The organism is Psychrosphaera haliotis (assembly GCF_009728465.1).
Taxonomy (GTDB): Bacteria; Pseudomonadota; Gammaproteobacteria; order Enterobacterales; family Alteromonadaceae; genus Psychrosphaera; species Psychrosphaera haliotis.
Genome location: NZ_WOCD01000005.1, coordinates 194,099 through 220,361, shown reverse-complemented (window position 1 = coordinate 220,361; position 26,263 = coordinate 194,099). Strand labels below are relative to the sequence as shown.

At 40.4% G+C, this 26,263-nt stretch carries 20 protein-coding genes and 2 pseudogenes; all 22 read left to right on the top strand.

The window, feature by feature from the left end; translation table 11 throughout:
- Nucleotides 1–44 precede the first annotated feature (44 nt).
- The 22 genes and pseudogenes from fabV (at nt 45) to GNP35_RS11390 (ending at nt 26,246) form a co-directional block, all read left to right on the top strand.
- A complete protein-coding gene (gene fabV, locus GNP35_RS11495) occupies nt 45–1,235 on the top strand; it encodes an enoyl-ACP reductase FabV (RefSeq protein ID WP_155696251.1) in 1,191 nt (396 codons plus the stop codon).
- 330 nt (nt 1,236–1,565) lie between these two features.
- Nucleotides 1,566–2,906 (top strand): Na(+)-translocating NADH-quinone reductase subunit A, encoded by a 1,341-nt coding sequence (locus tag GNP35_RS11490; RefSeq protein ID WP_155696250.1) that lies wholly within the window; start codon nt 1,566–1,568, stop codon nt 2,904–2,906.
- Between the two features lie 2 nt (nt 2,907–2,908).
- Complete coding sequence (locus tag GNP35_RS11485) at nt 2,909–4,111, top strand: NADH:ubiquinone reductase (Na(+)-transporting) subunit B (RefSeq protein WP_155696249.1); 1,203 nt, start codon at nt 2,909–2,911, stop codon at nt 4,109–4,111.
- Nucleotides 4,104–4,871 (top strand): Na(+)-translocating NADH-quinone reductase subunit C, encoded by a 768-nt coding sequence (locus tag GNP35_RS11480; protein WP_155696248.1) that lies wholly within the window; start codon nt 4,104–4,106, stop codon nt 4,869–4,871. The genes GNP35_RS11485 and GNP35_RS11480 overlap by 8 nt, the downstream gene beginning before the upstream one ends.
- Nucleotides 4,871–5,494 (top strand): NADH:ubiquinone reductase (Na(+)-transporting) subunit D, encoded by a 624-nt coding sequence (locus tag GNP35_RS11475; protein ID WP_155696247.1) that lies wholly within the window; start codon nt 4,871–4,873, stop codon nt 5,492–5,494. Before GNP35_RS11480 ends, GNP35_RS11475 begins: the two co-directional genes overlap by 1 nt.
- A gap of 4 nt (nt 5,495–5,498) precedes the next feature.
- On the top strand, nt 5,499–6,122 hold the full coding sequence (gene nqrE, locus GNP35_RS11470; RefSeq protein WP_155696246.1) for an NADH:ubiquinone reductase (Na(+)-transporting) subunit E: 624 nt from the start codon (nt 5,499–5,501) through the stop codon (nt 6,120–6,122).
- Nucleotides 6,123–6,183: 61 nt separating this feature from the next.
- Nucleotides 6,184–7,407: an NADH:ubiquinone reductase (Na(+)-transporting) subunit F gene (gene nqrF / locus GNP35_RS11465; RefSeq protein ID WP_155696245.1), complete on the top strand. Its 1,224-nt coding sequence runs from the start codon at nt 6,184–6,186 to the stop codon at nt 7,405–7,407.
- A gap of 5 nt (nt 7,408–7,412) precedes the next feature.
- Complete coding sequence (locus GNP35_RS11460) at nt 7,413–8,453, top strand: FAD:protein FMN transferase (RefSeq protein WP_330997801.1); 1,041 nt, start codon at nt 7,413–7,415, stop codon at nt 8,451–8,453.
- 2 nt (nt 8,454–8,455) lie between these two features.
- Complete coding sequence (gene nqrM / locus GNP35_RS11455) at nt 8,456–8,668, top strand: (Na+)-NQR maturation NqrM (RefSeq protein ID WP_155696244.1); 213 nt, start codon at nt 8,456–8,458, stop codon at nt 8,666–8,668.
- A gap of 137 nt (nt 8,669–8,805) precedes the next feature.
- Nucleotides 8,806–10,239 carry an MFS transporter gene (locus GNP35_RS11450; protein ID WP_155696243.1) on the top strand — a complete coding sequence of 478 codons (1,434 nt, stop codon included), beginning with the start codon at nt 8,806–8,808 and terminating at the stop codon, nt 10,237–10,239.
- An 85-nt stretch (nt 10,240–10,324) separates the two neighbouring features.
- A complete protein-coding gene (dinB, locus tag GNP35_RS11445; protein WP_155696242.1) occupies nt 10,325–11,392 on the top strand; it encodes a DNA polymerase IV in 1,068 nt (355 codons plus the stop codon).
- Between the two features lie 78 nt (nt 11,393–11,470).
- Entirely contained in the window at nt 11,471–13,009 is a 1,539-nt protein-coding gene (locus tag GNP35_RS11440; RefSeq protein WP_155696241.1) for a M17 family metallopeptidase, read from the top strand.
- A gap of 31 nt (nt 13,010–13,040) precedes the next feature.
- Nucleotides 13,041–13,895 carry an MBL fold metallo-hydrolase gene (locus tag GNP35_RS11435; protein WP_155696240.1) on the top strand — a complete coding sequence of 285 codons (855 nt, stop codon included), beginning with the start codon at nt 13,041–13,043 and terminating at the stop codon, nt 13,893–13,895.
- 32 nt (nt 13,896–13,927) lie between these two features.
- Nucleotides 13,928–14,605, top strand: a complete 678-nt coding sequence (locus tag GNP35_RS11430; protein WP_155696239.1) for a cache domain-containing protein — start codon at nt 13,928–13,930, stop codon at nt 14,603–14,605.
- On the top strand, nt 14,578–16,638 hold the full coding sequence (locus GNP35_RS11425) for an ATP-binding protein (RefSeq protein ID WP_155696238.1): 2,061 nt from the start codon (nt 14,578–14,580) through the stop codon (nt 16,636–16,638). Before GNP35_RS11430 ends, GNP35_RS11425 begins: the two co-directional genes overlap by 28 nt.
- Before the next feature lie 215 nt (nt 16,639–16,853).
- A pseudogene (gene ampD / locus GNP35_RS11420) lies at nt 16,854–17,201 on the top strand (1,6-anhydro-N-acetylmuramyl-L-alanine amidase AmpD); the annotation flags it as partial.
- Nucleotides 17,202–17,234: 33 nt separating this feature from the next.
- The gene (ampE, locus tag GNP35_RS11415; RefSeq protein WP_155696237.1) at nt 17,235–18,191 is read left to right on the top strand and encodes a regulatory signaling modulator protein AmpE; all 957 of its coding nucleotides are present in this window, start codon (nt 17,235–17,237) and stop codon (nt 18,189–18,191) included.
- Nucleotides 18,192–18,325: 134 nt separating this feature from the next.
- Nucleotides 18,326–19,078: a GntR family transcriptional regulator gene (locus GNP35_RS11410; protein ID WP_330997800.1), complete on the top strand. Its 753-nt coding sequence runs from the start codon at nt 18,326–18,328 to the stop codon at nt 19,076–19,078.
- A gap of 32 nt (nt 19,079–19,110) precedes the next feature.
- Nucleotides 19,111–21,787: pseudogene (aceE, locus tag GNP35_RS16585) on the top strand (pyruvate dehydrogenase (acetyl-transferring), homodimeric type).
- Nucleotides 21,788–21,808: 21 nt separating this feature from the next.
- Nucleotides 21,809–23,809, top strand: coding sequence for a pyruvate dehydrogenase complex dihydrolipoyllysine-residue acetyltransferase (gene aceF / locus GNP35_RS11400; RefSeq protein ID WP_155696235.1), 2,001 nt, complete (start codon nt 21,809–21,811; stop codon nt 23,807–23,809).
- Between the two features lie 150 nt (nt 23,810–23,959).
- A complete protein-coding gene (gene lpdA / locus GNP35_RS11395; RefSeq protein WP_155696234.1) occupies nt 23,960–25,384 on the top strand; it encodes a dihydrolipoyl dehydrogenase in 1,425 nt (474 codons plus the stop codon).
- 190 nt (nt 25,385–25,574) lie between these two features.
- Nucleotides 25,575–26,246 carry a tRNA-uridine aminocarboxypropyltransferase gene (locus tag GNP35_RS11390; protein ID WP_155696233.1) on the top strand — a complete coding sequence of 224 codons (672 nt, stop codon included), beginning with the start codon at nt 25,575–25,577 and terminating at the stop codon, nt 26,244–26,246.
- The last annotated feature ends 17 nt before the right edge of the window (nt 26,247–26,263 follow it).

The following is a 26,263-nucleotide window of genomic DNA, read 5'->3' as shown; positions in this document are numbered from 1 at the left end:
GAATGTGTTTTGGCTATTTTTATTTAGGTTAAGGAAATTCATATATGGTTATTAAGCCAAAAATTCGTGGCTTCATTTGTACTAATGCACATCCAGTTGGTTGCGCAGAAAGTGTTAATCGTCAAATCCAGTATGTAAAACAACAAGACTTTGGTACTAACGGGCCAAAAAATGTATTAATTATTGGTGCTTCAACTGGCTATGGTTTAGCGTCTCGTATTGTTTCCACGTTTGGTTACAACGCCAATACCTTAGGCGTATTTTTTGAAAAGCCAGGAACAGAAAAGAAAACTGGTTCAGCGGGTTGGTACAATACAGCCGCTTTTCAAGAGGCTGCGGAAGCTAAAGGTGTGTACTCGAAAAGCATCAATGGCGATGCGTTCTCTCACGAAATTAAAGCCAAAACCATTGAAACTATTAAAGCGGATATGGGAAAAATAGATTTAGTTATTTATAGTTTAGCTTCTCCGCGCCGCACGGATCCTGACTCAGGCGAGACTTACTCTTCTACATTAAAACCAATTGGTAATGATGTAACCACTAAAAACCTTAATACCTCGAAGCGCATTATCGATGAAGTGTCCGTTGAAGCGGCTAATCAAGATGAAATCGACAATACGATCAAAGTAATGGGCGGCGAAGATTGGGAACTTTGGATCAATGCTTTGCAAGAAGCTGATGTATTGGCCGTTGACTTTAAAACCACTGCCTATACTTATATAGGTAAAAAATTAACGTGGCCTATCTATGGACACGCGACTATTGGCAAAGCAAAAGAAGACTTAGACAGAGCTTCAGCAGCAATAAACAGCGCTACCGCTAATATAAACGGGAAAGCCTACGTTTCGTCGTTAAATGCGGTCGTTACTCAAGCAAGCTCTGCAATCCCAATTATGCCTTTATATATTTCCGCTTTATTTAAAGTGATGAAAGAAGATGGCACTTACGAAGGTGTGATCCAACAAATATCAGGTTTGTTTAAAGAAAACTTGATGTCAGATTCACCTCGACTAGATGATGGTGGTCATTTGTTCCAAAACTATAAGGAACTTGAAGACGACGTTCAGGCTCGAGTACAAACTATTTGGGATACAGTGAATACAGATTCAATTGACGAGTTAACAGATTACATTGGTTATCACCAAGAATTCCTAAACTTGTTTGGTTTTGGTTATGACAACGTAAACTATGAAAATGAAGTGAATCCAGATATAAAAGTTAACGGTTTAGTTTAACCTAACTGACTGAAAACAAAGGTCTGTACAAACTTTGTACATAACAAGGAGCCAGTTGCTTAAAAATTGCACTGGCTTTTTTTGTTTTTAGGACTATGCATCAATCTTTCTTTACAGTTCTTTTATTTTTATTCGAATAATGAGCGCCTTGCGACTAAAATAAGTCCAAATTCGAATGGTCAAAATATTGAGATTAATGCTACAATTGTCGGCTGTACCGAAACTAAACTATATTCAGGTCTTGGTACTTACATAATTTTATAAATATGCGATTTAATCGGGTATTTGAAAGAATTCCATTTCTTCCAACTTAAACTAGTGCATATGCGTATGATCAACATAAAAAAAGGTTTGGATCTGCCTATTGAAGGTGTTCCACAACAAGCCATCCACGATGGCCCGACAGTGAAAACTGTTGCTACGCTTGGCGAAGAGTACAATGGTATGCGTCCTACGATGTATATCAAAGTCGGTGATAGTGTTAAAAAAGGTCAGGTTCTTTTTGAAGATAAAAAGAATCCTGGCGTTAAATACACTGCACCAGCCGCCGGTGTTATCAAAGAAGTGAACCGTGGTGAAAAGCGTGTTCTGCAGTCTGTTGTTATTGAACTATCTGGTGATGAACAAATCACTTTTGAAAGCTATAGCGCTGACCAGCTGAACGGTCTTGACCGCGAAAAAGTCGTTGCAACTTTAGTAGATTCAGGACAATGGGTTGCTTTACGCACTCGTCCGTTTGACAAAGCGCCTGCAATTGACAGCACTCCGTCTTCAATATTTGTAAATGCAATGGATACTAATCCGTTAGCCGCTGATCCAGCGCTAATTATTGCAGAGCAGCAAGCAGCATTTAACGCTGGTCTAACTGTGTTAAGCAGATTGACTGAAGGCAAGTTAAATGTCGTAAAAGCTTCTGGCTCATCAGTGAAAGCTGAAGCACCAAATGTAGACCTTCATGAATTTGGCGGTAAACACCCAGCAGGCCTGGTTGGTACTCATATTCACTATATTGATCCTGTTTCTCTAGCAAAAACGGTTTGGCATATTAATTACCAAGAAGTTATTGCTTACGGACAACTTTTCCTAACTGGTGAAATTAATAACCAACGTGTTATTTCATTAGCTGGCCCAGTTGTTAAAAACCCTCGTTTAATTCGTACAGTATTAGGTGCTTCTACAGCCGACCTAACGTCAGGCGAAGTTGAATCTGGTGAAAACCGAATCGTATCTGGTTCCGTATTGTCTGGTACTGCTGCACAAGGCGTTCACGGTTATTTACACCGTTTTGATCTGCAAGTGTCTGTTTTAGCAGAAGGTCGTGAAAAAGAATTATTTGGTTGGATTCGTCCAGGATCAAATCAGTTCTCTATCACTCGTGCGTTCTTAGGTCATTTATCGCCTAAGAAACTATTCAATATGACAACTACAACTTATGGTTCTGACCGTTCTATGGTTCCAATTGGTAACTATGAACGCGTAATGCCATTAGACATTTTGCCAACATTATTGTTAAGAGATCTAATCTCTGGCGATACTGAAGGGGCACAAAGCCTAGGTTGTTTGGAATTAGGCGAAGAAGATTTAGCGTTATGTACCTTTGTTTGCCCAGGCAAATATGAGTACGGCTCAATTCTTCGTAATTGCCTTACCAAGATTGAAAAAGAGGGCTAATCATGGGTCTTAAGAGTTATTTAGAAAAAATTGAACCTAATTTTGAGCAAGGTGGAAAATACGAAAAGTTCTATGCTTTGTATGAAGCAGCTGCAACTATTTTCTACACGCCAGGTTTAGTAAATAAAGGTCAAACTCACGTACGTGACAGCGTTGATTTAAAACGTATCATGATCATGGTTTGGTTAGCTTTATTCCCTGCAATGTTCTTTGGTATGTTCAATGTTGGACATCAAGCAGCTGATGCCTTATCTCAAGGCTTTGCGTTAGGTGATTCTTGGCAAGTAGGTTTATTCCAAATGCTAGGCGGATCGCTAACGGCTGAATCAGGCTGGGGCATGAAAATGCTCTATGGTGCTTGTTTCTTCTTACCAATTTACGGCACAGTTTTCATCGTTGGTGGATTCTGGGAAGTTATTTTCGCTTCAGTTCGTAAGCATGAAGTAAACGAAGGTTTCTTTGTTACTTCAATCTTATTTGCACTAATTCTTCCTGCAACTATTCCATTATGGCAAGCCGCGCTTGGTATTACATTTGGTGTTGTTGTTGCGAAAGAAATCTTTGGTGGTACAGGTCGTAACTTCTTAAACCCAGCGTTAGCCGGCCGTGCATTCTTGTTCTTTGCATACCCAGCTGAAATCTCTGGTGACACTGTATGGACAGCAGTAGACAGCTTCTCTGGCGCGACTATGTTAAGCCAAGCAGCATCTGGCGGTTTAGACTACAACAACATTGCTCTTTGGACACAAGCTTTCTACGGCTTCATTCAAGGCTCTGTAGGTGAAGTATCTACTCTTGCAATTGCGATTGGTGGTTTGTTAATTATCTATCTACGCATTGCTTCATGGAGAATCGTAGCCGGTGTATTCGCAGGTACAATTTTCTTTGCATCTTTGTTAAACATGGTTGGTAGCGATACTAACGCAATGTTTGCAATGCCTTGGTTCTGGCACGTTGTAATTGGTGGATGGGCTATTGGTGCATTCTTCATGGCAACTGACCCTGTATCAGCTTCGTTCACTAACCGTGGCAAGTTCTGGTATGGCGCACTAATCGGTATCATGGTTGTACTAATCCGTGTTGTTAACCCAGCGTTCCCTGAAGGTATGATGCTGGCAATACTATTTGCTAACTTGTTTGCACCATTGTTCGACTACTTTGTTGTACAGGCAAACGTGAAACGGAGGCTTGCTCGCAATGTCTAGTAATAAAGAATCATTTGGCAAAACGGTTGGTTTCGTATTTATCGTTTGTCTAGTTTGTGCAGCGTTGGTATCTGTATCAGCGGTTCAATTGAAGCCGTTACAAACAGCTAACAAACTATTAGATAAGCAAACTAAAATTTTAGAAACTGCAGGTTTACTAGAGCTAGCTGGAAAAGACATCGTTCCTACTTACAACAAGTATGTTGAAGCTAAGATGATTGATCTTGACACTGGTGAGTATGTCGACGGTGACGTTAAGATGTTCGATGAGCGTCGTAATGCTCGTGACCCACAGAAATCTGAAAAGCTAGAAAACGATCCAGCAGGTATTAACCGCCAATCAAACACAGCTGTTGTTTATCTTGTAAAAGATGAAAAAGGCGCTGTTGAAACGGTGGTATTCCCTGTTGTCGGTGCTGGCCTTTGGGACCTAATGTACGGTTATGTAGGTTTAAAGTCTGACCTAAATACAGTTTCAAAGGTTATTTACTCAGACCATAAAGAAACTCCAGGATTGGGTGCAGAAGTTATGAACCCTAAATGGAAAGCATTATGGCCTGGTAAAAAAATCTATAACGACAATAACGAACCGGTAATTAAGTTAGTTAAAGGCGGTGCGAAAAAAGGCGATGACTACGGTGTTGATGCCTTATCTGGTGCTACTTTGACAAGTGACGGCGTTACAAGAACGTTACAATTTTGGTTCGGTGTGCAAGGTTACTTACCTTTCATCGAAAAAAATCGTGGGGAGCTTAACTAATGGCATCTGAAGCGAACAAGGTTTTAACTAAACCAATTTTTGATAACAACCCAATTGCATTACAAGTACTAGGTATTTGTTCTGCTCTAGCGGTAACAAGCTCAATGGCCAATGCATTAGTAATGACATTAGCCGTTGTTCTGGTAACTGCATTCTCTAACTTATTCATCTCAATGATCAGAAACATGATCCCATCAAGCGTACGTATCATCGTACAGATGGCGATTATCGCTTCTCTAGTTATTGTTGTTGACCAGGTGTTGAAAGCTTTCTCTTACCAGCTTTCTAAAGAGCTATCTGTTTTTGTTGGCCTAATCATTACTAACTGTATTGTTATGGGTCGTGCGGAAGCGTTTGCTATGAAAGAAAAGCCAGGTGTAAGCTTCATGGATGGTATCGGTAACGGTTTAGGTTACGGTTTCATTCTTATGACAGTTGCTTTTTTCCGTGAACTATTAGGTTTCGGTACTATTTTTGGTATCGAGATTCTTCCATTAGTTCAAAACGGTGGCTGGTATCAAGCGAATGGTCTTTTAGTATTACCATTTAGCTCGTTCTTCATCATTGGTTTAATCATCTGGGCTATCCGTCAATGGAAACCAGAGCAAGTAGAGAAGGACTAATCTGATGGAACATTATTTAAGTTTATTTGTTAAAACGATATTTATAGAAAACATCGCATTATCTTTCTTCTTAGGTATGTGTACTTTCTTAGCAGTATCAAAGAAAGTAAGCACGGCCATTGGTCTTGGTGTTGCGGTAGTTGTGGTTCTAGGTATTTCTGTACCTGTTAACCAAATCATCTATCAAGGCATTCTTGCTCCAGGTGCGCTAGACGGTGTTTTAGGCATTACTGACCCAGCTCAGTCTGTTGATCTGAGCTTCCTAAGCTTTATCACGTTCATTGGTGTTATCGCGGCATTAGTACAAATTCTAGAAATGATTTTAGATAAGTACTTCCCGCCGTTGTATAACGCACTAGGTATTTTCTTACCATTGATTACGGTTAACTGTGCAATATTCGGTTCTGTATCTTTCATGGTATCTAAAAACCTAACTTTCACTGAAAGTGTTGTTTACGGTATCGGTTCTGGTATCGGTTGGGCGTTAGCTATCGTATTGCTAGCGGGTATTCGCGAGAAAATGAAATATTCAGATGTACCAGCAGGTCTGCGTGGTTTGGGTATTACATTTATTACTACTGGCTTGATGGCGTTTGGCTTCTTGTCTTTCGGTGGTATCTCTCTGTAAGGTTAATGTCGGTTTGTAGCTTAGGCTGCAAACCCTTAGATAAGAATTAAAGGAAAGGTCGATGGAAATAGTTCTCGGCGTATCGATGTTTACCGCTATTGTAGTAGCGTTAGTTTTGGTAATTTTATTTGCCAAATCTAAGCTAGTATCAACGGGAGACGTTAGAATATTAATCAACGAAGACGAAGATAAGTCTGTTGTTGCATCTGCAGGCGGTAAGCTACTTAACGTTCTAGCAGACAAAGGTATATTCATCCCATCAGCATGTGGTGGCGGTGGTACTTGTGGTCAGTGTCGTGTACACGTTCATTCAGGTGGTGGTGATATTCTTCCAACTGAAGAAGGTCACATTACTAAGCGTGAAGCAAAAGAAGGTTGTCGTTTATCATGTCAGGTTGCTGTTAAGCAAGACATGGAAATTGAACTTGAACCTGAAATCTTTGGTGTTAAACAGTGGGATTGTGAAGTTATTTCTAACGATAACAAAGCAACCTTCATCAAAGAACTTAAGCTACGTATTCCTGATGGCGAAAGTGTTCCTTTCCGCGCAGGTGGTTACATCCAAATCGTTGCTCCACCTCATCATGTTAAGTATTCTGACTTTGATGTTCCTGACGAATATCGTCCGGATTGGGAACGTTTTAACTTCTTCAGTATTGAGTCAAAAGTAGACGAAGAGACTATTCGTGCATACTCAATGGCAAACTACCCAGAAGAAGAAGGCATTATCATGCTTAACGTTCGTGTTGCTTCTCCTCCACCAAATAACTTGTCATTACCAGCTGGTAAAATGTCATCTTATATTTGGAGCTTAAAAGAAGGCGACAAAGTAACAATTTCTGGTCCATTTGGTGAGTTCTTTGCAAAAGAAACTGAAGCTGAAATGGTATTTGTAGGCGGTGGTGCTGGTATGGCTCCAATGCGCTCACACATATTTGACCAATTACGTCGATTAAACTCTAAGCGTAAGATCAGCTTCTGGTATGGTGCTCGTTCTAAGCGTGAAATGTTCTACGTAGAAGATTTTGACGAGTTAGCAGCAGAAAACGAAAACTTCGATTGGCACGTTGCACTTTCTGATCCTCAACCAGAGGACAATTGGGAAGGTTATACAGGTTTCATTCATAATGTATTGTTTGAAAACTATTTACGTGACCATGAAGCGCCAGAAGACTGTGAGTTTTACATGTGTGGTCCTCCAGTGATGAACGCGGCCGTTATCAACTTGCTTAAAGACTTAGGCGTTGAAGACGAGAACATCCTTCTAGATGACTTTGGTGGTTAGTAGAAGTGACTCGTAAACAAGTCGTATTAACATGGCTGGCCCTTATCGGGCTGGCCATTTTGCTTTTTTTTCCAAAGCAAAATGAAGATCATGCACAGCCAGTTTTACTGCAAGGTAAAACCATGGGCACTACATTTAATATAAAGCTTTATCCTACTCAAGAACAGTTAGCATCAAATAACTTGTTTGAGCTGGTTAACGGTGAATTAGAGAATGTGAATAGCTTGATGTCTACCTATAAGCCTGATTCAGAGCTTAGCTTGTTAAATAAAGCTAAAGCTGGTGAGTCACAACTGCTGTCTGGCGATACAATTGCCGTATTAAATGAGTCAATGCGTTTATATAACGAAAGCAATGGAGCGTTTGATCCTACGGTTGGTCCTATGGTTAACTTATGGGGATTTGGTCCTGATGGTCGGGTTGTGAAGCAACCTGAGCAAGAGTTAATTGAGCAAACTCGCAACTGGGTTGGTATGGATTTATTAGCGATTGCAGGCAACTCAGTAACCAAGGCACATGATGACTTATATGTTGATTTTTCATCAATTGCCAAAGGTTATGGTGTTGATCAAGTTGCTAATGCTTTAGAAAAGTTAGGTATATTTGACTACTTAGTAGAAGTCGGTGGTGAAATGCGTTTGTCCGGTTCAAAACCAAATGGTGAGAAGTGGGCGGTTGCAATAGAAAAGCCGGTTTCAGATCGAAGAGAAGTGCAGCTTATTGTTAGGCCTGTAAATCTTGCGATGGCAACATCAGGAGATTACCGTAACTATTTTGAAGAAAATGGCGTACGTTATTCTCATACTATCGATCCAACGACTGGCAAGCCAATTACACATAAACTAGTTTCAGTTACTGTCATGCACCCGTCAGCCATGACTGCCGATGCTGCAGCAACCATGCTTAATGTAATGGGGCCAGAAAAAGCAATGGAATATGCAGAACGCACTCACCTGCCGGTTTACCTTATCGTTAAAAGTGACCAAGGTTTTACAGGTATGATGTCGAGTGAATTTAAGAAGTTATTCCCAGAAGAAAAGGGCTAATCATGCAAATATTTTTGTTAACTCTTGGCTTATTGTTGATTGTTTTTGTTGCTATGTCTATTGGTTACATCTTGCAGAAAAAAACACTAGCTGGTAGTTGTGGTGGTTTAGGAAGTTTAGGTATTGATAAAGCCTGTAACTGCGACAATCCATGTGATCGTAGAAAAGAAAGACTAGAAAAAGAAGAGCGTTGGAAACAAGACCAAATCTTGTAACGTTTTAGGATTTTACTAGTTTAATTATAAAGAAAGGGCATTAAGCCCTTTTTTTGATCCCTAAAATCAAATAGATTAGCGGGATAGCCAAAGAGCTAAAAGCATAATAATAAGAATTATAATAATAGAGAATAATAATGTTAAAGATTCAACAGTCACTCAGTCGCCGTTTTTACATGTTATTGAGTCTGCCTTCTACCGCGATGGGATTCGCACTTTCAGTTCAAATATCTGCATTAAGCTGGTTGCTAAGCACCCAATATGGTTTGGATATCCATGAAATTGGCATCGTGTGGGCTGCTGGTCCTATTGCCGGCATTTTAGGGCAAGTAATTGTTGGTTTTATCAGTGACAAAGTTTGGTTTTGGAATGGTAGGCGTAGACCGTTTATTTTAATTGGCGGTGTCTTAGCTTCATTGTCATTATTAGCCTTACCCAATATAGGCATCATCTCAGAGTCTCTTGGCGGAATAGGTATCTTAGCAGTAGCCATTGCCATCGCACTATCATTAGACTTGTCTATAAATGTAAGTTTTAACCCAACGCGTTCAATTATTGCAGACGTTACTCCAGAAGGAGAAGCAAGAACTAAAGGTTACACATGGATGCAAACTGTATCTGGGACCTTCGGCGTTTTGGCTTATGTAATTGGTGGGTATTGGAATAACTTTGTTTTAATTTATTTTGGCGCAGCTTTAGTTTTACTGTTTTCAATCTTACCAACTTTTTTTGTTATAGAGCCAAAAGAGCTACCAAGCTCTGGTGAAAATCAAGAAACAGATAAACACAATTTTAACATCGTCCAAGTATTAAAAGACATAAAACCACTTTGGGGCTTCTTAGCTTATTCACTTTACGCCAGTGTTTTACACCTAAGTAACATAGAAGTGAGTCATTACTGGGGGGAAACATTAGCTTTGTTAGTTACGTTGTTTTTTGTTTTTGAGACTCTATTCAAAAGTGAAGACAATGAAAGTAACAAATCAGGCAAAAGTCACTTAGGTTTTCAAAAAGTACTTGCTGCACATTCGTTCAGCTGGATTGGCATTCAAACTATGTTTGTATTCACCTATGCATTTTTGCAAGAAAAAATGACGTTATTATCTGACGACGAATTAGGCCAAACTATCTCTTACAGCTTTGCGATTTTAAACGGTATCGCAGCGTTATTACCTGCTTTAGCGTTAGGACCATTAGCCAATAAGTTTGGTCGTATTAAGGTTCACGCAGCGGCGTTATTAGTGACTGCATTTGCCTATTTATATATTGCCTTATTTACTACATCACCTATATCAATGTACATCATGATGGCCTTTGCCGGTGTTGGTTGGGCAGCAATTGTTAGCTTACCGTTTGCAATTATGTCAGAACGCGTTGAAAACTCTAAGATGGGTTTATACATGGGCCTATTCAATTTGTCTGTGGTGTTGCCTCAGTTAGTTGTAAGTCTTGGTATAAGCTTATTCTTAAATAAAGTTGATGATAAATCTATGGTCTTTATTGTTTGTGCCGCTTCTCTACTAATATCAGCGGTGAGCTGGTTAATGGTAAAAGAAAAACAAGCTGACTGAATAGAGTAAATATATTCTTGCTCAATTAACTGTTTTTATATACAGTTGTTAAAAATAGCCTATCGTATTTGATAGGGCGAGGTTAATGAGCAAGCAGAAAAAAATTATCCATGTTGATATGGATGCCTTTTATGTATCCGTTGAGATACGAGATAACCCTAGCTTAGCTGGTAAGCCTGTTGCTGTCGGCGGTCGCTCTGATCGCCGTGGGGTTTTATCTACCTGTAATTACATAGCAAGGCAGTTTGGTGTTAGTTCAGCAATGCCAACCTCTGTCGCTTTGCGTAAATGTCCCAATTTAGTTGTAGTGCCAGGTCGAATGCACGTGTATCAAGAAACCAGCCAGGTCATTCGACAAGTCTTTAAACGTTTCACCGACAAAATAGAACCACTCTCGCTAGATGAGGCTTATTTAGATGTAACAGATTGCGAGTTGCATCAAGGGTCTGCAACATTAATAGCTGAACAAATAAGACAAGAAATCTTTGAAGCTACAGGACTGACAGCCTCAGCAGGAATCGCGCCTATAAAGTTTCTTGCAAAAATAGCTTCTGATCAAAATAAGCCCAACGGCCAATTTACTATAACCCCTAATGAGATCATTCCTTTTATTAAAACCATGCCGCTTAAAAAAATTCCAGGCGTTGGTAAAGTGACCGCTGAAAAATTAACAAACCTAGGCTTAAGTACGGGTGCTGATATTCAACAAAGTAATGAATCATTTTTGGCACAACACTTTGGAAAGTATGGATATGTATTATGGAGTCGATGCCAAGGTATTGACCCAAGAGAAGTGGAGGTTTCTAGAATTAGGAAATCAATAGGCGTTGAGAGAACGTTCGAGAAAGATATTAGTGACCTTGAGATCCTCTTTAAAATACTCAACGTAAGTTTACTGCCAGAGTTAAACAAGCGCTGTGAAAGCAAAGTGGGTAATCGAAAGTTAGGAAAACTTGGAGTCAAAATTAAATTTAGTGATTTCCAACAGACCACCAAAGAGCTTAAGTATGAACGTATTGATGAAGCTGTGCTTCAACAGCTAATGATCGAGGCCCTTGACAGAGGCAACGGAAAAGCCGTTAGGTTATTGGGCATCCATGTTGGCTTGTCGGACCAAGAAGATGACAAACATCAATTAGACTTAGGTTTTTAGGATTAACTTACGTATCATTAATGAATAAGTTGAATTCACAACATTGTTTACTAACATTATAAATTTAGAGAGATTTTTATGGCTCACCCAACTCCACTAGTAATATCAAATATCAACACGGCACTGAATGATTCAAATTGGGACGCTTTAGTTATTGTCGGTCAGTCCTTTGATTCTGGCTTGACCGATGAGTTATTAGAAGAGATTGCTAAATTAGCAGAAGTTGACAAGCGTATTGGAAAATCAGAAGTAAGCTTCGTTTCTGATTCAGTTAAACAAGGGCGAGTTGTGCTTGCACCAACAGGCCCATTAAATCGCTATTTTGACGATGTTCGACGTTATTTTGATGCAGCTAAGTCTGCTGCTAAATCGTTACTAGAAATGGGATCGGTAAAACCGCTACTAGTGGTTTTAGGAAATGAAGACGTTAAATATCAAAACGCCACAGTTGTATCTTATTTAGGCTTTTGCCAAACCTTTTGGCAACCACTAGAAGCACGTGAAGCGTTAGGAGACAGCATTGAGCCAGTTGGCTTAATGGGGCTTGTTGGCGAAAATGTTGACGCTGCAGAAGCTAGTGCAATTGCTAATGGTCAATATGTAGCAAGAGACTTGTGTGGAACAGAGCCAGAGAGAATGGCACCACCGCGCTTTGCAGAATATTGTGTAGAAGAATTTAAAGGCACAAATGTTGAAGTATCAGTAATCGATGATATGGCTAAGTTAGAGTCAGAGTTTCCATTATTGTGGTCAGTAGCTCGTGCATCTATTGAAGTAGAACGCCATCAGCCTAGAGTGATCAGGTTGGAGTACACACCAAAAGGCAATATTGAAAAAACCTTAATGCTAGTGGGTAAAGGCATTGTTTACGATACCGGCGGCGCAGACTTAAAAGTTGGCGGGCATATGGCTGGTATGAGCCGTGATAAAGGCGGTGCAGCCGCAGTAGCTGGCTTTATGAAAGCGGTATCTGAATTAGCACCAATCGGTGTAAAAGTAGTAGCTGAAATAGCCGCTGTACGAAATAGCATAGGTGCGGAAGCATTTGTAGCAGATGAAATTATCACTGGCCATTCTGGTATTAGAGTAAGAATTGGTAACACAGACGCTGAAGGCCGCTTAGTAATGGCTGATCTACTATCTAAATTGCGTGAAGAAGCGCTCGATGAAGTTAATCCAACGCTATTCACGGTTGCAACGTTAACAGGTCATGCTGCTAGAGCGGTTGGTCCATACACGGCGCTAGTTGAGAATGGCGCTGCAAAAGCGGCTAATGTGGGCTCAAAAATGGTTGAAATGGGCGATTTAATTGCTGACCCATGTGAAGTATCTCTATCAAGACGTGAAGATTACGACTTTGTTGCACCAAAAACAAAAGCAGACGACTTACTATCATCAAATAATGGCGCCTCAGCAGTAACTGCTCGTGGTCACCAGTTCCCGTTAGCGTTCTTAGCCATTGTATCGGGCTTAGATAAACATGATATTGATAGCGAGCAGCCTTTGCCTTACGTGCATGTAGACATAGCTGGTAGTGGTATTGATGGTGGAGATTGGCAACATGGTAAGCCTTCTGCAGCGCCAGTGTCAGCGCTAATTAAGACTTTTATAGGCTAAGTTTGCCTATTAAAAATATTAAGGATATAAAATGAACAAATTAACCTTTGGTATATCAATGTTAGCAGCAACAATGCTGAGTCCAGCGGCAATATCCAACTCTATGGATGATGTTGTTATAAAAGCTCAGCAAGTGTCCAACAATGTGTATATGTTGGCTGGTGCTGGCGGTAACATTGGTGTGCTTCTTGGGGCTGATGGAACACTGATGATTGATGATCAGTTTGAGCCACTAGCGCCTAAAATTGAGCAAGCCATTGCTAATATAGAGTCGGCTAAGCAGCCAAAGGTTAGTTATGTTGTAAATACTCACTATCACGGGGATCACTCTGGTGGCAACGTTTACTTTTCTAAATCAGCGAGTTTGTTAGCACATGAAAATGTAAGAAAACGACTAGCAAAAAAATCTAATCAAGGATTGCCCGTCATTACTTATGAGTCCGGTGTAAAACTTCATTTAAATAATGAAGATGTGCATGTGATGCATTTGCCTGCTGGCCATACGGATGGTGATTCAGTAATTTATTTCGCTAATGCAAATGTTTGGCATTTAGGTGACTTATTTTTTCAAAATCGATTTCCATACATTGATACAGATGGTGGCGGTTCAGTAAAAGGTTATATTCAAAATATCTCTAGTTTACTGCTTAAAATTGACGAATCTGCACCCATTATTCCGGGTCATGGCGAGCTTGCTAATAAAAAAGATCTGCAAAACCTGCTTAGTATGATTATTGCGACTAAACTAGAAGTACAAACTAAGCGAGCTAAAGGTGACTCTTTAGAAGATGTTATCAAAGCGGGCCTTAGCGAAAAGTGGAGTAGTTGGCATTGGTCTTTTATTACAGAAGAAAAATGGATAAAAACTCTATACAATTCAAAGTAATAAAAACAGAGTTTGGTCGCTTCGGATAATACATGCGTTTACAACAAAAAGCGGTTCTATTTACACTACCTTTTATATTAATACCCACCCTAATTTTAGGGTGGTTGTCTATTCGTTATACAGAAAGCGCGCAGCGTCAGATTGCAAACGCCAGTTTACAAACTGATGTTAATTACAGAAGCGATACTTTAAATCGATATTTTGAATCAGAACGAACCACTTTAAATACCTTTTTGAACAGTAGTGAGTTTAAAAAGGTCACCTCTGAATGGTCTTTAGACAATGACTCCTTAATGTTTGAAAGCCAATTATCTCAGGCTTCTAGAGTGTTCTTTAACACTTATCCGAACGTAGTGGCAGTTAGAGTATTTGATAATAGTTTAAGTGAGGTCACCACCTTTTGGACAGATGGCCCCTTATCTAACTTTAACACCAGTGGCTTTTTGAAGAGTTATAATGACTGGCACATCTTAGATCATGAAAGTTCAAACACGCCATTATCTATGATCCAAACACCTTGGTTTTCAAGTGATGTGTCTGGCCACTCAATGCTAAATTCTATCGGCTTTATTCAATTAATTAGCAAACCAAACTGGTTAAAAACGCTTCGTTTAGACAGCAAGGATGGAAATAGCTTTTCTAGCGAACACCAAATTATGATCACAAGTCAAAAGGCAAAATATTGTTTGCTTACCCACAGTTCGACTTAGGTGATGAATTACCCGCTCAAATATTTCAAAAATTAAAAGACAGTGCCACCACCCACGCAGCTATTGAAACCACGAATAATGGGTTGCAAATGGATTATGCGGCGCGCATTGTTGAGAATCGTTTTCTTGTGCTTTATGGGCATAAAAAGCAGAGCGTTTTTGCTGCAGACACGGCTTACACTTGGATTTCGATTTTAACGGTATTATTAACCATCGTCATTTCTCCTATTTTGCTTTACGTCAATTTTAGTCGAATGATTGTTGAGCCTATTGAAAAGTTAACGTCAGCTAAGAGGCAAGTAGCACAGGGTAACTTGGACATAAAATTAGACATGCCAAGACAAGATGAAATTGGCGATTTGTTTGCAGCATTTAATGTGATGGTAAGGCAGTTAATAGTCTATCGTGAAAATGAAAGCGATAGTCGCTTAAAGCTTGAATACAAAGTTAGAGAAAGAACAGAAGAGCTTGAATCCACAAACACAGCTTTAGCCAAATCAAACAAAGCATTAGAAAGTGCAAAAGAATTGTCCGAACAAGCAAATGAATTAAAAAGTGCATTTGTTGCGAACATCAGTCATGAAATTAGAACACCGCTCACCGCGATACTTGGTTTTACCGAGCAAGTTTTATCGACGGAACTAAAAGACCCACACCAATCAGAGTTGTTAAATAGAGTATTAAAAAGCGGTCGCCATCTTTTGGCATTAATTAACGATATTTTGGACTTATCTAAAATAGAATCAAATAAGTTAGATATTGAAATTCAAGAAATTCAACTGTTCGATTTACTGCAAGACGTCAATACACTACTTGCATCACAAGCGAATAAAAAAGATCTAGACTTCAATTTCAGTTTTAGGTTCCCGTTACCAGCAAAAATTTGGACTGACCCTACTCGGCTGAGACAAATCCTCATTAACTTAGCAAGTAATGCCATCAAGTTTACAGAGGCCGGCAGTGTTAATGTAGATGTTTGGTTTGACCCTGACACCAACAAGCTTTTTGTAAAAGTTATAGATACAGGCATTGGAATGAGTGAAGAGGTTCAGAAACGGATTTTCTCACCGTTTGTGCAAGCTGATGTCAGCATATCTAGGAAGTTTGGAGGCACTGGTTTAGGCTTAGTGATTAGCAATAGCCTAGCAAAACTATTGGGCGGAAACATCGAATTAGAAAGCCAATTGGGGCGTGGAAGTACTTTTACTATTAATATCTCAGTTGCTAATGACAAACATCCCCTAGGCGATAACTTTATTAATAACGAAGCTGACCTAGCGGCGATAACGACAAAATACGACTCTCAAGAGGTCTATACTGAGAAACAAATATCAGGCAAGGTTTTAGTCGCAGAAGATGTAGAAGATAATCAATATTTGTTCGCAATGATATTAGACTCTTTAAGCCTAGATTACGAAATTGTTGGCAATGGTAAATTAGCAGTAGAAAAAGTACTGACTAATGATTACGACCTTATTCTTATGGACATGCAAATGCCAATAATGGGTGGCCTTGAAGCCACTAAGCTTATACGTCAAGCCGGTGAAGATACGCCAATTTATGCATTAACAGCTAATGTGATGCGCGAAGATGTTGCTTTGCATATAGAAGCTGGATGCGACGGAACGATTGGTAAACCTGTTGATAGAGCTGAATTGATTACCATCATAAAGTCTCATCTTACCTCCGAATCTAATGATGAGTCTAAGCTCATAAATGATGACACAATGAAGGATTTGATAACGTTTTATAAATCTCAGCTTGAAAAGCAAGTTGAACTGTTACAGACGTTAAAAGGCCCTCAAGATATTGAAGCGCTTAAAGGTGAATGCCATAAAATTAAAGGCTCAGCTGGAAGTTATGGATATGATCACTTAACAGAAGTAGCTGGCGAGCTTGAAAGCGCGTGTCGGGTGTTGATTGATCAATCTGGAACTGACGCGGTTAGTAATATGCAGTGGCAAACGGTTCAACTTATGACAGATGAGCTTATTGCTGATATTAAAAAAGTAATTACCGGAAGCGACGAGTAAAGGACTATTAGCCATGCTAAATAGAGAGCCCGTTTGGTTAAAGGGGGCAATAAAAATTGAGTCGGATCATTGTGACCTTCGCGAACAGAAGATATTAGCTTGCTGGTTATTCACAATATAAGTTTGCCGCCTGCTAGCCAAGAGTCTGACTTGATAATAAATATGTTGAAGATTTCTTCACTGGACAGTTAAATCCTTCGACTCACCCTTATTTTGAAACTATAGCTGGAATAAGAGTCTCGGCTCATTTATTTATAAAGCGTGATGGAAGTTTAGTGCAGTTTGTGCCGCTCAATTATCGAGCATGGCACGCTGGTGTTAGTAACTTCAAAGGACGCACTAAATGTAATGACTTTTCAATTGGGATAGAGATGCAAGGCACTGATGAAATGCCTTATACCGATGCTCAATACGAAACCTTGGCTAGAGTGACAAAACAAATAAAAGAAATTTACCCAGATATTGTTGATGAAAATATTGTGGGTCATAGTGACATCGCGCCCGGACGAAAAACCGATCCGGGTGATAGTTTTGATTGGCAACGTTATTTTAGCCAATTATAGTGGTACTTAACTAAAGGAATTGAAGGCTGAATTATGACTCTTATTTTATTACTAATGGTGTTACTCGTTGAGCGAGTTGCTCTGCAGTCTTTGCCATGGCACGCCACAAGATACCTTAAATGGTACTCAACAAAATACAGCCACAAAATAAAAGACAACGACACCTTTAGCTTGTTGTTGTTTTTAGTTGCACCAGCCGTAGCGGTTGGCATCTTCCTTTTTATCTTTGACAGTAGACTAATCGACTTTGTTGTTAGCTTATTTGTTCTAGCAATCTGTGTTGGTCATTACCCACTTCGAAAGTACTATCGCCAGTTTTTAAATGCTCAGCAGAGGAAAGACACTGAAGCTGCTTCAATTCTACATTACAAATTAATGGGTGAGCCGCTAGAAAATGAAGGCGCCGAAGGCAACAAGTCTGAAAGCGGCGATTCAAGTAATGAAGAGATAGAAGATCCGGGATCAGAAAATGAAGAGGCAGAACGTCCAGATTTTGATTCTGCGGAGAACAAAAACGAAAGTGTGGGTGAAACATTAGTTTGGATTAATCTTCAATATTACGCGGCACCTATTTTCTTTTATGTCGTGTTAGGTGTGCCAGGCATTATTTTATATACCACCGTACTTTATATTGCCGAAGGTAAATTCATCGATTCATTAAAAGACGATAGTAATCAAGCCACAGCGTCAAAATGGCTAGAGTGGTTATTGTGGGTCCCAGCAAGACTGGTGAGTGTTGGTTACATGTTTGTTGGTCATTTTGGTCGAGGATTAGAAGCATGGTTAAAATATTCTGCAAATTTATCAAAATCTTCTAAGTTTGTAGTAACCCAAGTTGCGTTAGCGGCCGAGGGACTAGAGAAAAGTAATGCGGATATAGAAGCCGTTAATGCAGCTAATGCAGAAAAGATGGTTCGTTTAGCAAAACGTAACATGGTCTTGTTCTTAGTAGTTGTGGCTTTATTAACGCTTTATGGTCAGATTGTATAAATTTTTTGATGATCATTTGTTCTGGTCATGCCACTTAGTTAGTGGGTTTACTTTAAAAATTTGAGCTGTTACGATCCTGGTATATTGGTAAGACCAATTTACCAATTTGAATTCAAACATGAATGGAACAGCTCGTGACAAAAGTAGTGACTAAAAAAGTATCAGAACAAGTGGCATCGCAATTAGAAAGCCAAATCATTGATGGTACTTTTGCGGCGGGTGAAAAACTCGCTTCTGAAAGAGATCTTGCCGAGCAATACGGGGTTTCCCGTCCTTCCATTCGAGACGCAATAAAACAACTTGAAGCTAAACGCCTAGTAACTCGTAAACAAGGTGGCGGTACGTTTGTAAGTCAGCAACTTGATGCGCCGTTTGCTGCACCACTATTCGACCTTTTGGCAAACAACCCAGAGTCGCACTATGATTTATTAGAATTTCGTTGTGCGCTGGAAAGTGTCGTTGCCTATTACGCCGCATTACGAGGCGACGAATCGCAGCTTAAATGTATTAAATCTGCATTTGAAGGAATAGAAGCGCTTGATGATAGTGATCTAGATTCCGTTTCAGATGCTATTGTTATGTTTTATCTAGCAATTGCAGATGCCGCTCAAAATGTTTTATTGGTTCACCTGTTAAGAGGTGTAAAAGATTTATTAAGGCACAACATTAAAGAGAACCTGTTGGTTTTTAAAGATCATAAGTCAATTCGAGTTCAGCTTAATGAACACCGATTTGAATTATTAAGTGCGATTTTAAATAGTCAGCCTGAGGCTGCAAGAGTAGCAAGTGGTCAACATTTGGCCTTTATAGAACAGTCTTTATTAAAGCTTGATCAAGAACAAAATCGACTTCAAGGGTCGGTTCGCCGCTTATTAAGCAGTCAGTAAATTTTAAATTATTAATTATAGGAACCTGAAATATGTCAGAGAATCCAACTCTAAATCAGGATATAGATCCACAAGAAACTCAAGAATGGCTTGAGTCGTTAGAAGCGGTACTTGAAGTTGACGGTGTTGAGCGTGCTCACCATATCTTAGAGTCATTGATTGATAAGGCTCGTCGCAACGGCGCTCACTTACCTTTTACACCAACCACTGCCTATCTAAATACAATCCCTGCGGGCCAAGAGCCTCAAATGCCGGGCGACCGTACTTTAGAAGCTAGAATCCGTGGCGCCATTCGTTGGAATGCACTTGCCATGGTTGTGCGTGGTTCGAAAAAAGATTTAGAACTTGGTGGACATATTTCATCATTTGCATCTTCTGCAATGCTATACGATGTAGGTTTTAACCACTTCTTTAAAGCTGACAAAGACAATTCAGGTGGCGACTTCCTTTATATTCAAGGACACGTATCACCGGGTATCTATTCTCGTGCATTCCTAGAGGGGCGTTTATCAGAAGATCAACTTGATAACTTCCGCCAGGAAGCGGATGGCGAAGGTCTATCTTCATACCCACACCCTAAATTAATGCCAGACTTTTGGCAGTTCCCTACGGTATCTATGGGCTTAGGTCCAATAGCTGCTATTTATCAAGCTCGTTTCCTTAAGTATCTAACGGATCGCGGAATTAAAGATTGTTCAGATCAACGTGTTTATTGCTTTATGGGCGACGGTGAGTGTGATGAGCCAGAAGCACTAGGAGCCATTGGTTTAGCTGCACGTGAAGGTTTGGACAACTTAACGTTTATTATTAACTGTAACCTACAGCGCCTAGATGGTCCGGTTCGTGGTAATGGTAAAATTATTCAAGAGCTAGAAGGCACATTCCGTGGCGCTGGTTGGGAAGTGATTAAAGTTATTTGGGGTTCATATTGGGATCCATTACTGTCTCGTGATAAAGACGGCAAGTTACTAGATATCATGGAAGAAACCGTTGATGGTGAATACCAGAACTACAAAGCGAAAGGTGGCAAGTTCACTCGCGATAACTTCTTCTCTAAAACGCCAGAAACAGCAGCGATGGTTGCTAATATGTCTGACCAAGATATTTGGCGTTTAAACCGTGGTGGCCATGATCCAGTAAAAGTTTACGCAGCCTATGACCGCGCGACTAAAACTAAAGGTCGTCCACAAGTTATTCTTGCTAAAACTGTTAAAGGTTACGGCATGGGTGACGCTGGTGAAGGTAAAAACATTGCTCACGGTGTTAAGAAAATGGATATCGATGCGCTTAAAGCTTATCGTGACCGCCATCATATCGATATCTCTGATGAAGATTTACCAAATGTACCTTATGTTAAGTTTGAAGAGGGCAGTGAAGAGTGGAAATACCTTCATGGTCGTCGTGAAACATTAGGTGGATACTTACCAGCTCGTCGTCGTAATTCAGACGTTGAAGTTGATACACCAGATTTAAAAGCCTTTGACGCAATACTTAAAGGTTCAAATGGTCGTGAAATCTCAACAACTATGGCATTTGGTCGTATTTTGTCAGCGGTTATCAAAGACAAACAAATTGGTAAACGAATTGTTCCAATTATTCCAGATGAAGCACGAAACCTTTGGTCTAGAAGGTTTATTCCGTCAAGTGGGTATTTACGCTCACGGAGGCCAAAAATACACGCCTCAAGATGCCGACCAAGTTGCTTACTATCGTGAAGATAAAAAAGGCCAAGTTTTACAAGAAGGCATCAATGAATTAGGTGCTATGTCAGACTGGTTAGCAGCGGCAACATCATACTCAAATAACAATGAGCCAATGATCCCGTTTTACATCTATTACTCAATGTTTGGTTTCCAACGTGTGGGTGACATGGTTTGGGCTGCCGGTGACTCGCAAGCAAGAGGTTTCCTAGTAGGTGGTACGGCTGGCCGTACAACACTTAATGGTGAAGGTTTACAACACCAAGACGGTCATACTCATTCTCACTTCGGAACAGTACCTAACTGTATTACTTATGACCCAACTTATGGTTATGAGCTAGCGGTTATTGTTCAAGACGGTATGCGTCGTATGTATGGTGAAAACGAAAACGTTTTCTATTATGTCACTGTAATGAATGAGAACTATGTTCAGCCAGCACTTCCTGAAGGTGTTGAAGAAGGCATTGTTAAAGGTATTTACAAACTTGATCGTGTTGAACCGAAAAAAGCGAAAGCGAATGTTCAGCTGTTAGGTTCAGGTACTATTTTACTGCAAGTACGTGAAGCCGCTAAGATTCTTGCTGAGAAGTTTGATGTTAGCTCTGACGTATACAGCGTACCGTCGTTTAACGAGTTAGGTCGTGACGGATTAGAAGTAGACAGATTTAATATGTTAAACCCAGAAGCGCCAGCACAAAAAGCCTATATCACTGAAATACTAGAAGGTAATGAAGGTCCTGTTGTTGCAGCTACCGATTACATCAAGTCTTATGCTGATCAAGTTAGAGCTTGGGTACCTTCAGATTATAAAGTATTGGGTACCGACGGTTTTGGTCGTTCAGATAGCCGCGCAAACTTGCGTCGCCACTTTGAAGTTGATCACAACTACATTGCTGTTGCTGCATTAAGTCAGTTAGCACGAAGAGGCGATATTGAAGCTTCAGTGGTAACTAAAGCTATTGAAGAGTTTGGCATTGATGCCGACAAACTTAGCCCACTTTACGCATAAGCACCTGAGGAGATTAAATAGATGGCTGAATTAAAAGACATTTTAGTCCCAGATGTGGGCGGCGATGAAGTTGAAATCATTGAACTATGTGTGGCCGTTGGTGACACAGTAGAAGCAGAAGATGCGTTAGTGACGGTAGAAAGCGACAAGGCGTCGATGGATATCCCAGCGCCATTTTCTGGCAAAATTGCTGAAATCAAAGTTGCTGTTGGTGACAAGGTTTCAGAGGGCACTTTATTGGTTAAGCTTGAAGAGGCTGGAGCATCTAGCTCTGAGTCTTCTGAAGCGAAACCAGAAACTAAAGAAGAGCCTAAAGCTGAGGCTACTCCAGCATCAGATAGCAAAACAGAAACATCTGGCTCAGCAGGAAAAACAATTGAAGTTGAAGTTCCAGATATTGGCACGGACGATGAAGTTGATGTAATCGATGTGTTAGTTGCTGAAGGGGATATCGTTAGCAAAGAAGATGGCCTAATTACGCTTGAAACTGACAAAGCGACAATGGACGTACCTTCGCCAGAAAATGGTAAGGTTGTTTCGTTAAAAGTCGCTGTTGGCGACAAAGCTGGTCAAGGTAAAGTGATAATGACCTTGGCGATAGAAGGCGAAGATTCTTCATCATCGGACACACCGAAAGCGGATACTGCCAATACAAACCAAGCTCCTCAAGCAAATGAAAATGCTGGTGGACAATCGAGCGCTACAGAAGTTAAAAATGTAGAAGTGCCAGACATTGGTACCGATGGCGAAGTTGACGTTATAGATGTTTTAGTTGCCGTTGGCGACACTGTGGAGGCTGAACAAGGCCTTATCACTCTAGAAACAGACAAAGCAACAATGGACGTGCCTGCACCATTTGCAGGTGTTATCAAGTCGCTTGAAATTGACAATGGCGGCAAAGTTGCAATGGGAACATTGATTGCAACAATTGAAGTAGCAGGCTCATCAAGTGCGCCAGCTAAATCAGAATCTACAAATAGCGCACCAGCAAACCAAGCAAAAGATACTCCAGCTAAAGAGAGCAAACCTGCTCCTAAAGCTCCACCTGTGCAGTTAGCACATCCTTCATCAGTAGGCGGAAATGGCAAGTCGGGCAACCTACATGCAACGCCTTCGGTAAGAAGACTTGCTAGTGAATTTGGTGTTGATTTAACAAAAGTTAAAGGCACAGGTCGTAAAGGTCGTATTTTGGCAGAAGACATTAAGTCGTTTGTTAAGTATGAGCTATCACGTCCTAAAGCAACGGCAGCGTCAAGTGTTGCAGCCGGTGAAGGTGGTCTTCAAGTATTGGCTGCGCCTAAAGTTGATTTCGCTAAGTTTGGCGAAATAGAAACAAAAGCTTTAACGCGTATTCAAAAAATATCAGGACCAAACTTACATCGTAACTGGGTAACTATTCCACACGTAACTCAGTTTGATGAAGCGGACATCACTTCACTTGAAGCGTTCCGCAAAGAACAAAACGCAATGTTGGCGAAACAAAAGTCGGATTTAAAAATCACTCCGCTTGTATTCATCATGAAGGCAGTGGCATCGGGCCTACTAACGTATCCACAATTTAACTCTTCATTAAGTACCGACGGCGAAAGCATTGTACTTAAGAAGTATGTTCATATTGGTGTTGCGGTTGATACGCCAAACGGACTTGTTGTTCCTGTTGTACGTGACGTTGACAAAAAAGGCGTTAATGAAATCTCTCGTGAGTTAATGGAGATTTCAGGTAAGGCGCGTCAAGGCAAGCTAACTGCAAAAGACATGCAAGGCGGATGTTTCACTATTTCTAGCCTTGGTGGCATTGGCGGCACTGCATTTACGCCAATTGTTAATGCTCCAGAGGTTGGAATTTTAGGTGTGTCTAAATCTGAAATGAAACCAAAATGGAATGGTTCTGAATTTGAGCCTAAACTAATGCTACCACTTTCATTATCTTACGATCATCGTGTGATAGATGGTGCGTTAGCAGCGCGATTTGCAGTACATGTTTCAAGTGTCCTGTCCGATATACGAAAATTAGTACTATAATCTGAAAGAAAGTCCTGTACTAACAGGACTTTCGACTTTTGCAGTGATAGACTTTGCAGACAAATTTTTTGAAGGGGCAAACGCGCCTTCTGTTTTAATCCCAAAAGATGAATAGTTTCGTCTTTTACTCTGAAAAGATAGAGGTTAATAATGAGCAACGATATCAAAACCCAGGTAGTGGTTCTTGGTGCTGGCCCTGGTGGCTACTCTGCTGCATTCCGTGCGGCTGATTTAGGTTTAGACGTAACGTTAGTTGAAGCTGGTCAAACGCTTGGTGGCGTATGCTTAAACGTTGGTTGTATCCCGTCTAAAGCATTATTACATGTTGCAAAAGTAATTGATGATGCAAAAGATATGGCATCACACGGTGTTACCTTTGGCGCGCCTGAAATTGATCTAGACAAGATTCGCGATTGGAAAGACAGCGTAGTTGCTAAATTGACTGGCGGCCTAGACGGCATGGCTAAAATGCGTAAAGTAAATGTAGTTAATGGCTACGGTAAATTTACAGGCAGCAACACGTTAGCGGTTGAAGGTAAAGACGGTGTTACAAACATCAACTTCGACAATGCAATTATTGCGGCTGGTTCAGAGCCGGTTAACCTACCATTCATTCCAAAAGATGATCGTGTAATCGACTCTACTGGCGCACTAGAAATGAAAGACATTCCTGGTGAAATGCTAGTTCTTGGCGGTGGCATCATCGGTCTTGAAATGGGCACAGTGTATAGTTCACTTGGCTCAAACGTATCAGTAGTTGAATTCTTAGACCAACTAGTTCCTGCTGCAGATAAAGATATTGTGCAAGCTTATACTAAGTACAATAAAAACCGCTTTAACATCATGTTATCAACAAAAGTTGTAGCCGTTGAAGCAAAAGATGACGGTTTATACGTTACTTTTGAAGGTAAAAAAGCGCCAGCAGAGCCTGTACGTTATGACAAAATTCTAGTTGCTGTAGGTCGTAAGCCTAACGGTAACCTTTGTGATGCTGACAAAGCGGGTGTTAAAGTTGATGAGCGTGGTTTCATTAACGTAGACAAACAATTACGTACAAACGTAAATAACATCTTTGCAATTGGTGACGTAATTGGTCAACCAATGCTTGCTCACAAAGCCGTTCATGAAGGTCATGTTGCTGCCGAAGTTATCTCTGGCAAAAAGCACTTCTTTGAACCTCAAGGTATTCCTTCAGTAGCTTACACAGATCCAGAAATGGCTTGGGTTGGCATCACTGAAAAAGAAGCAAAAGAGCAAGGCTTAAATGTTGAAGCGGCGAAGTTCCCTTGGGCTGCTTCAGGTCGTGCGATTGCATCTGCTCGTACAGAAGGTTTCACTAAGTTAATCTTTGATAAAGACACGCACCGCATTTTAGGTGGCGCAATTGTTGGTATCAACGCTGGTGAAATGCTTGGTGAAATTGGCTTAGCAATTGAAATGGGCGCAGACGCAGAAGACATCGCGTTAACTGTTCATGCTCACCCAACGCTAAACGAGTCAATTGGTCTTGCTGCAGAGATTTACGAAGGTTCTATTACAGATCTTCCTAATCCAAAAGCGAAAAAGAAAAAGTAATTACTTATGTAAATTACTCTTAGAGAGTAAATTGCTAAAGTACTTGAGAGAGCGGCCATTGGTCGCTCTTTTTGCATTTTAGTCGTGCTAAAATAGTGATACAGACAAGTGCCGTTGGCATAGATTTCAGCATTATCGTTTTAATATTCATGGTAATTTCACCTCCATTATTAGGTATTTAACAGGCAACATGGCACATATCAATTCAGTTCGAAGATTAAGAGAGCACGAATTACAGTTCTCAAAAAAAGAATTTAAGGCAAGAGGGGCGGCTTTAAAACGCTGTTCTGAGTGCATGTTAGAGGAACGTGAATGTATTTGTGGCTCTGTTACGCCAGTACCAACAGACATAGCGGTGTGTATGTTGATGTATCACGCTGAGTACTACAAGCCGTCTAATACAGGTCAATTAATTTGTGAAGTAGTGCCAGACAATTATGCCTTTCGTTGGCATCGCACTGAGTTAGAAGAAAGCCTAAAGGCTCTGATTGAAAGCGAAGCTTGGTATCCCATTATTGTATTTGTTCATGACGCCGCTGAACCTGACCGACAAATTCATAATATTCCAGTGCAAGCGGAGCTAAACGGCAAACGTCCGTTATTGATATTTTTGGACGGTACCTGGCGACAAGCAAAAAAAATGTTTATCAAATCACCATATTTAGATCAGTTTCCAGTTTTACAATTGTCTGGTTTTAATAAAGGCTCATACCAATTAAGAGAGTCATATCATGAGCATCACTTGAGCACCGTTGAAGTGGCTTTTGAGTTGTTTAGACAAAACGGCGAGTTGGAATTGGGTGATACTTTAGAGCAATTGTTTAATAATTTCAGAACCGCTTATCAAGTTCATAAGCGTTAACTCGGGGTACTTTGTAA

Coding starts and splice junctions, on each gene's coding strand:
- nqrM (WP_155696244.1), top strand. CDS start 8,456: ATGCAAATATTTTTGTTAACTCTTGGCTTATTGTTGATTGTTTTTGTT.
- GNP35_RS11475 (WP_155696247.1), top strand. CDS start 4,871: ATGGCATCTGAAGCGAACAAGGTTTTAACTAAACCAATTTTTGATAAC.
- GNP35_RS11435 (WP_155696240.1), top strand. CDS start 13,041: ATGAACAAATTAACCTTTGGTATATCAATGTTAGCAGCAACAATGCTG.
- GNP35_RS11490 (WP_155696250.1), top strand. CDS start 1,566: ATGATCAACATAAAAAAAGGTTTGGATCTGCCTATTGAAGGTGTTCCA.
- dinB (WP_155696242.1), top strand. CDS start 10,325: ATGAGCAAGCAGAAAAAAATTATCCATGTTGATATGGATGCCTTTTAT.
- GNP35_RS11480 (WP_155696248.1), top strand. CDS start 4,104: ATGTCTAGTAATAAAGAATCATTTGGCAAAACGGTTGGTTTCGTATTT.
- GNP35_RS11390 (WP_155696233.1), top strand. CDS start 25,575: ATGGCACATATCAATTCAGTTCGAAGATTAAGAGAGCACGAATTACAG.
- GNP35_RS11485 (WP_155696249.1), top strand. CDS start 2,909: ATGGGTCTTAAGAGTTATTTAGAAAAAATTGAACCTAATTTTGAGCAA.
- GNP35_RS11440 (WP_155696241.1), top strand. CDS start 11,471: ATGGCTCACCCAACTCCACTAGTAATATCAAATATCAACACGGCACTG.
- nqrF (WP_155696245.1), top strand. CDS start 6,184: ATGGAAATAGTTCTCGGCGTATCGATGTTTACCGCTATTGTAGTAGCG.
- aceF (WP_155696235.1), top strand. CDS start 21,809: ATGGCTGAATTAAAAGACATTTTAGTCCCAGATGTGGGCGGCGATGAA.
- nqrE (WP_155696246.1), top strand. CDS start 5,499: ATGGAACATTATTTAAGTTTATTTGTTAAAACGATATTTATAGAAAAC.
- ampE (WP_155696237.1), top strand. CDS start 17,235: ATGACTCTTATTTTATTACTAATGGTGTTACTCGTTGAGCGAGTTGCT.
- GNP35_RS11450 (WP_155696243.1), top strand. CDS start 8,806: ATGTTAAAGATTCAACAGTCACTCAGTCGCCGTTTTTACATGTTATTG.
- lpdA (WP_155696234.1), top strand. CDS start 23,960: ATGAGCAACGATATCAAAACCCAGGTAGTGGTTCTTGGTGCTGGCCCT.
- GNP35_RS11430 (WP_155696239.1), top strand. CDS start 13,928: ATGCGTTTACAACAAAAAGCGGTTCTATTTACACTACCTTTTATATTA.
- fabV (WP_155696251.1), top strand. CDS start 45: ATGGTTATTAAGCCAAAAATTCGTGGCTTCATTTGTACTAATGCACAT.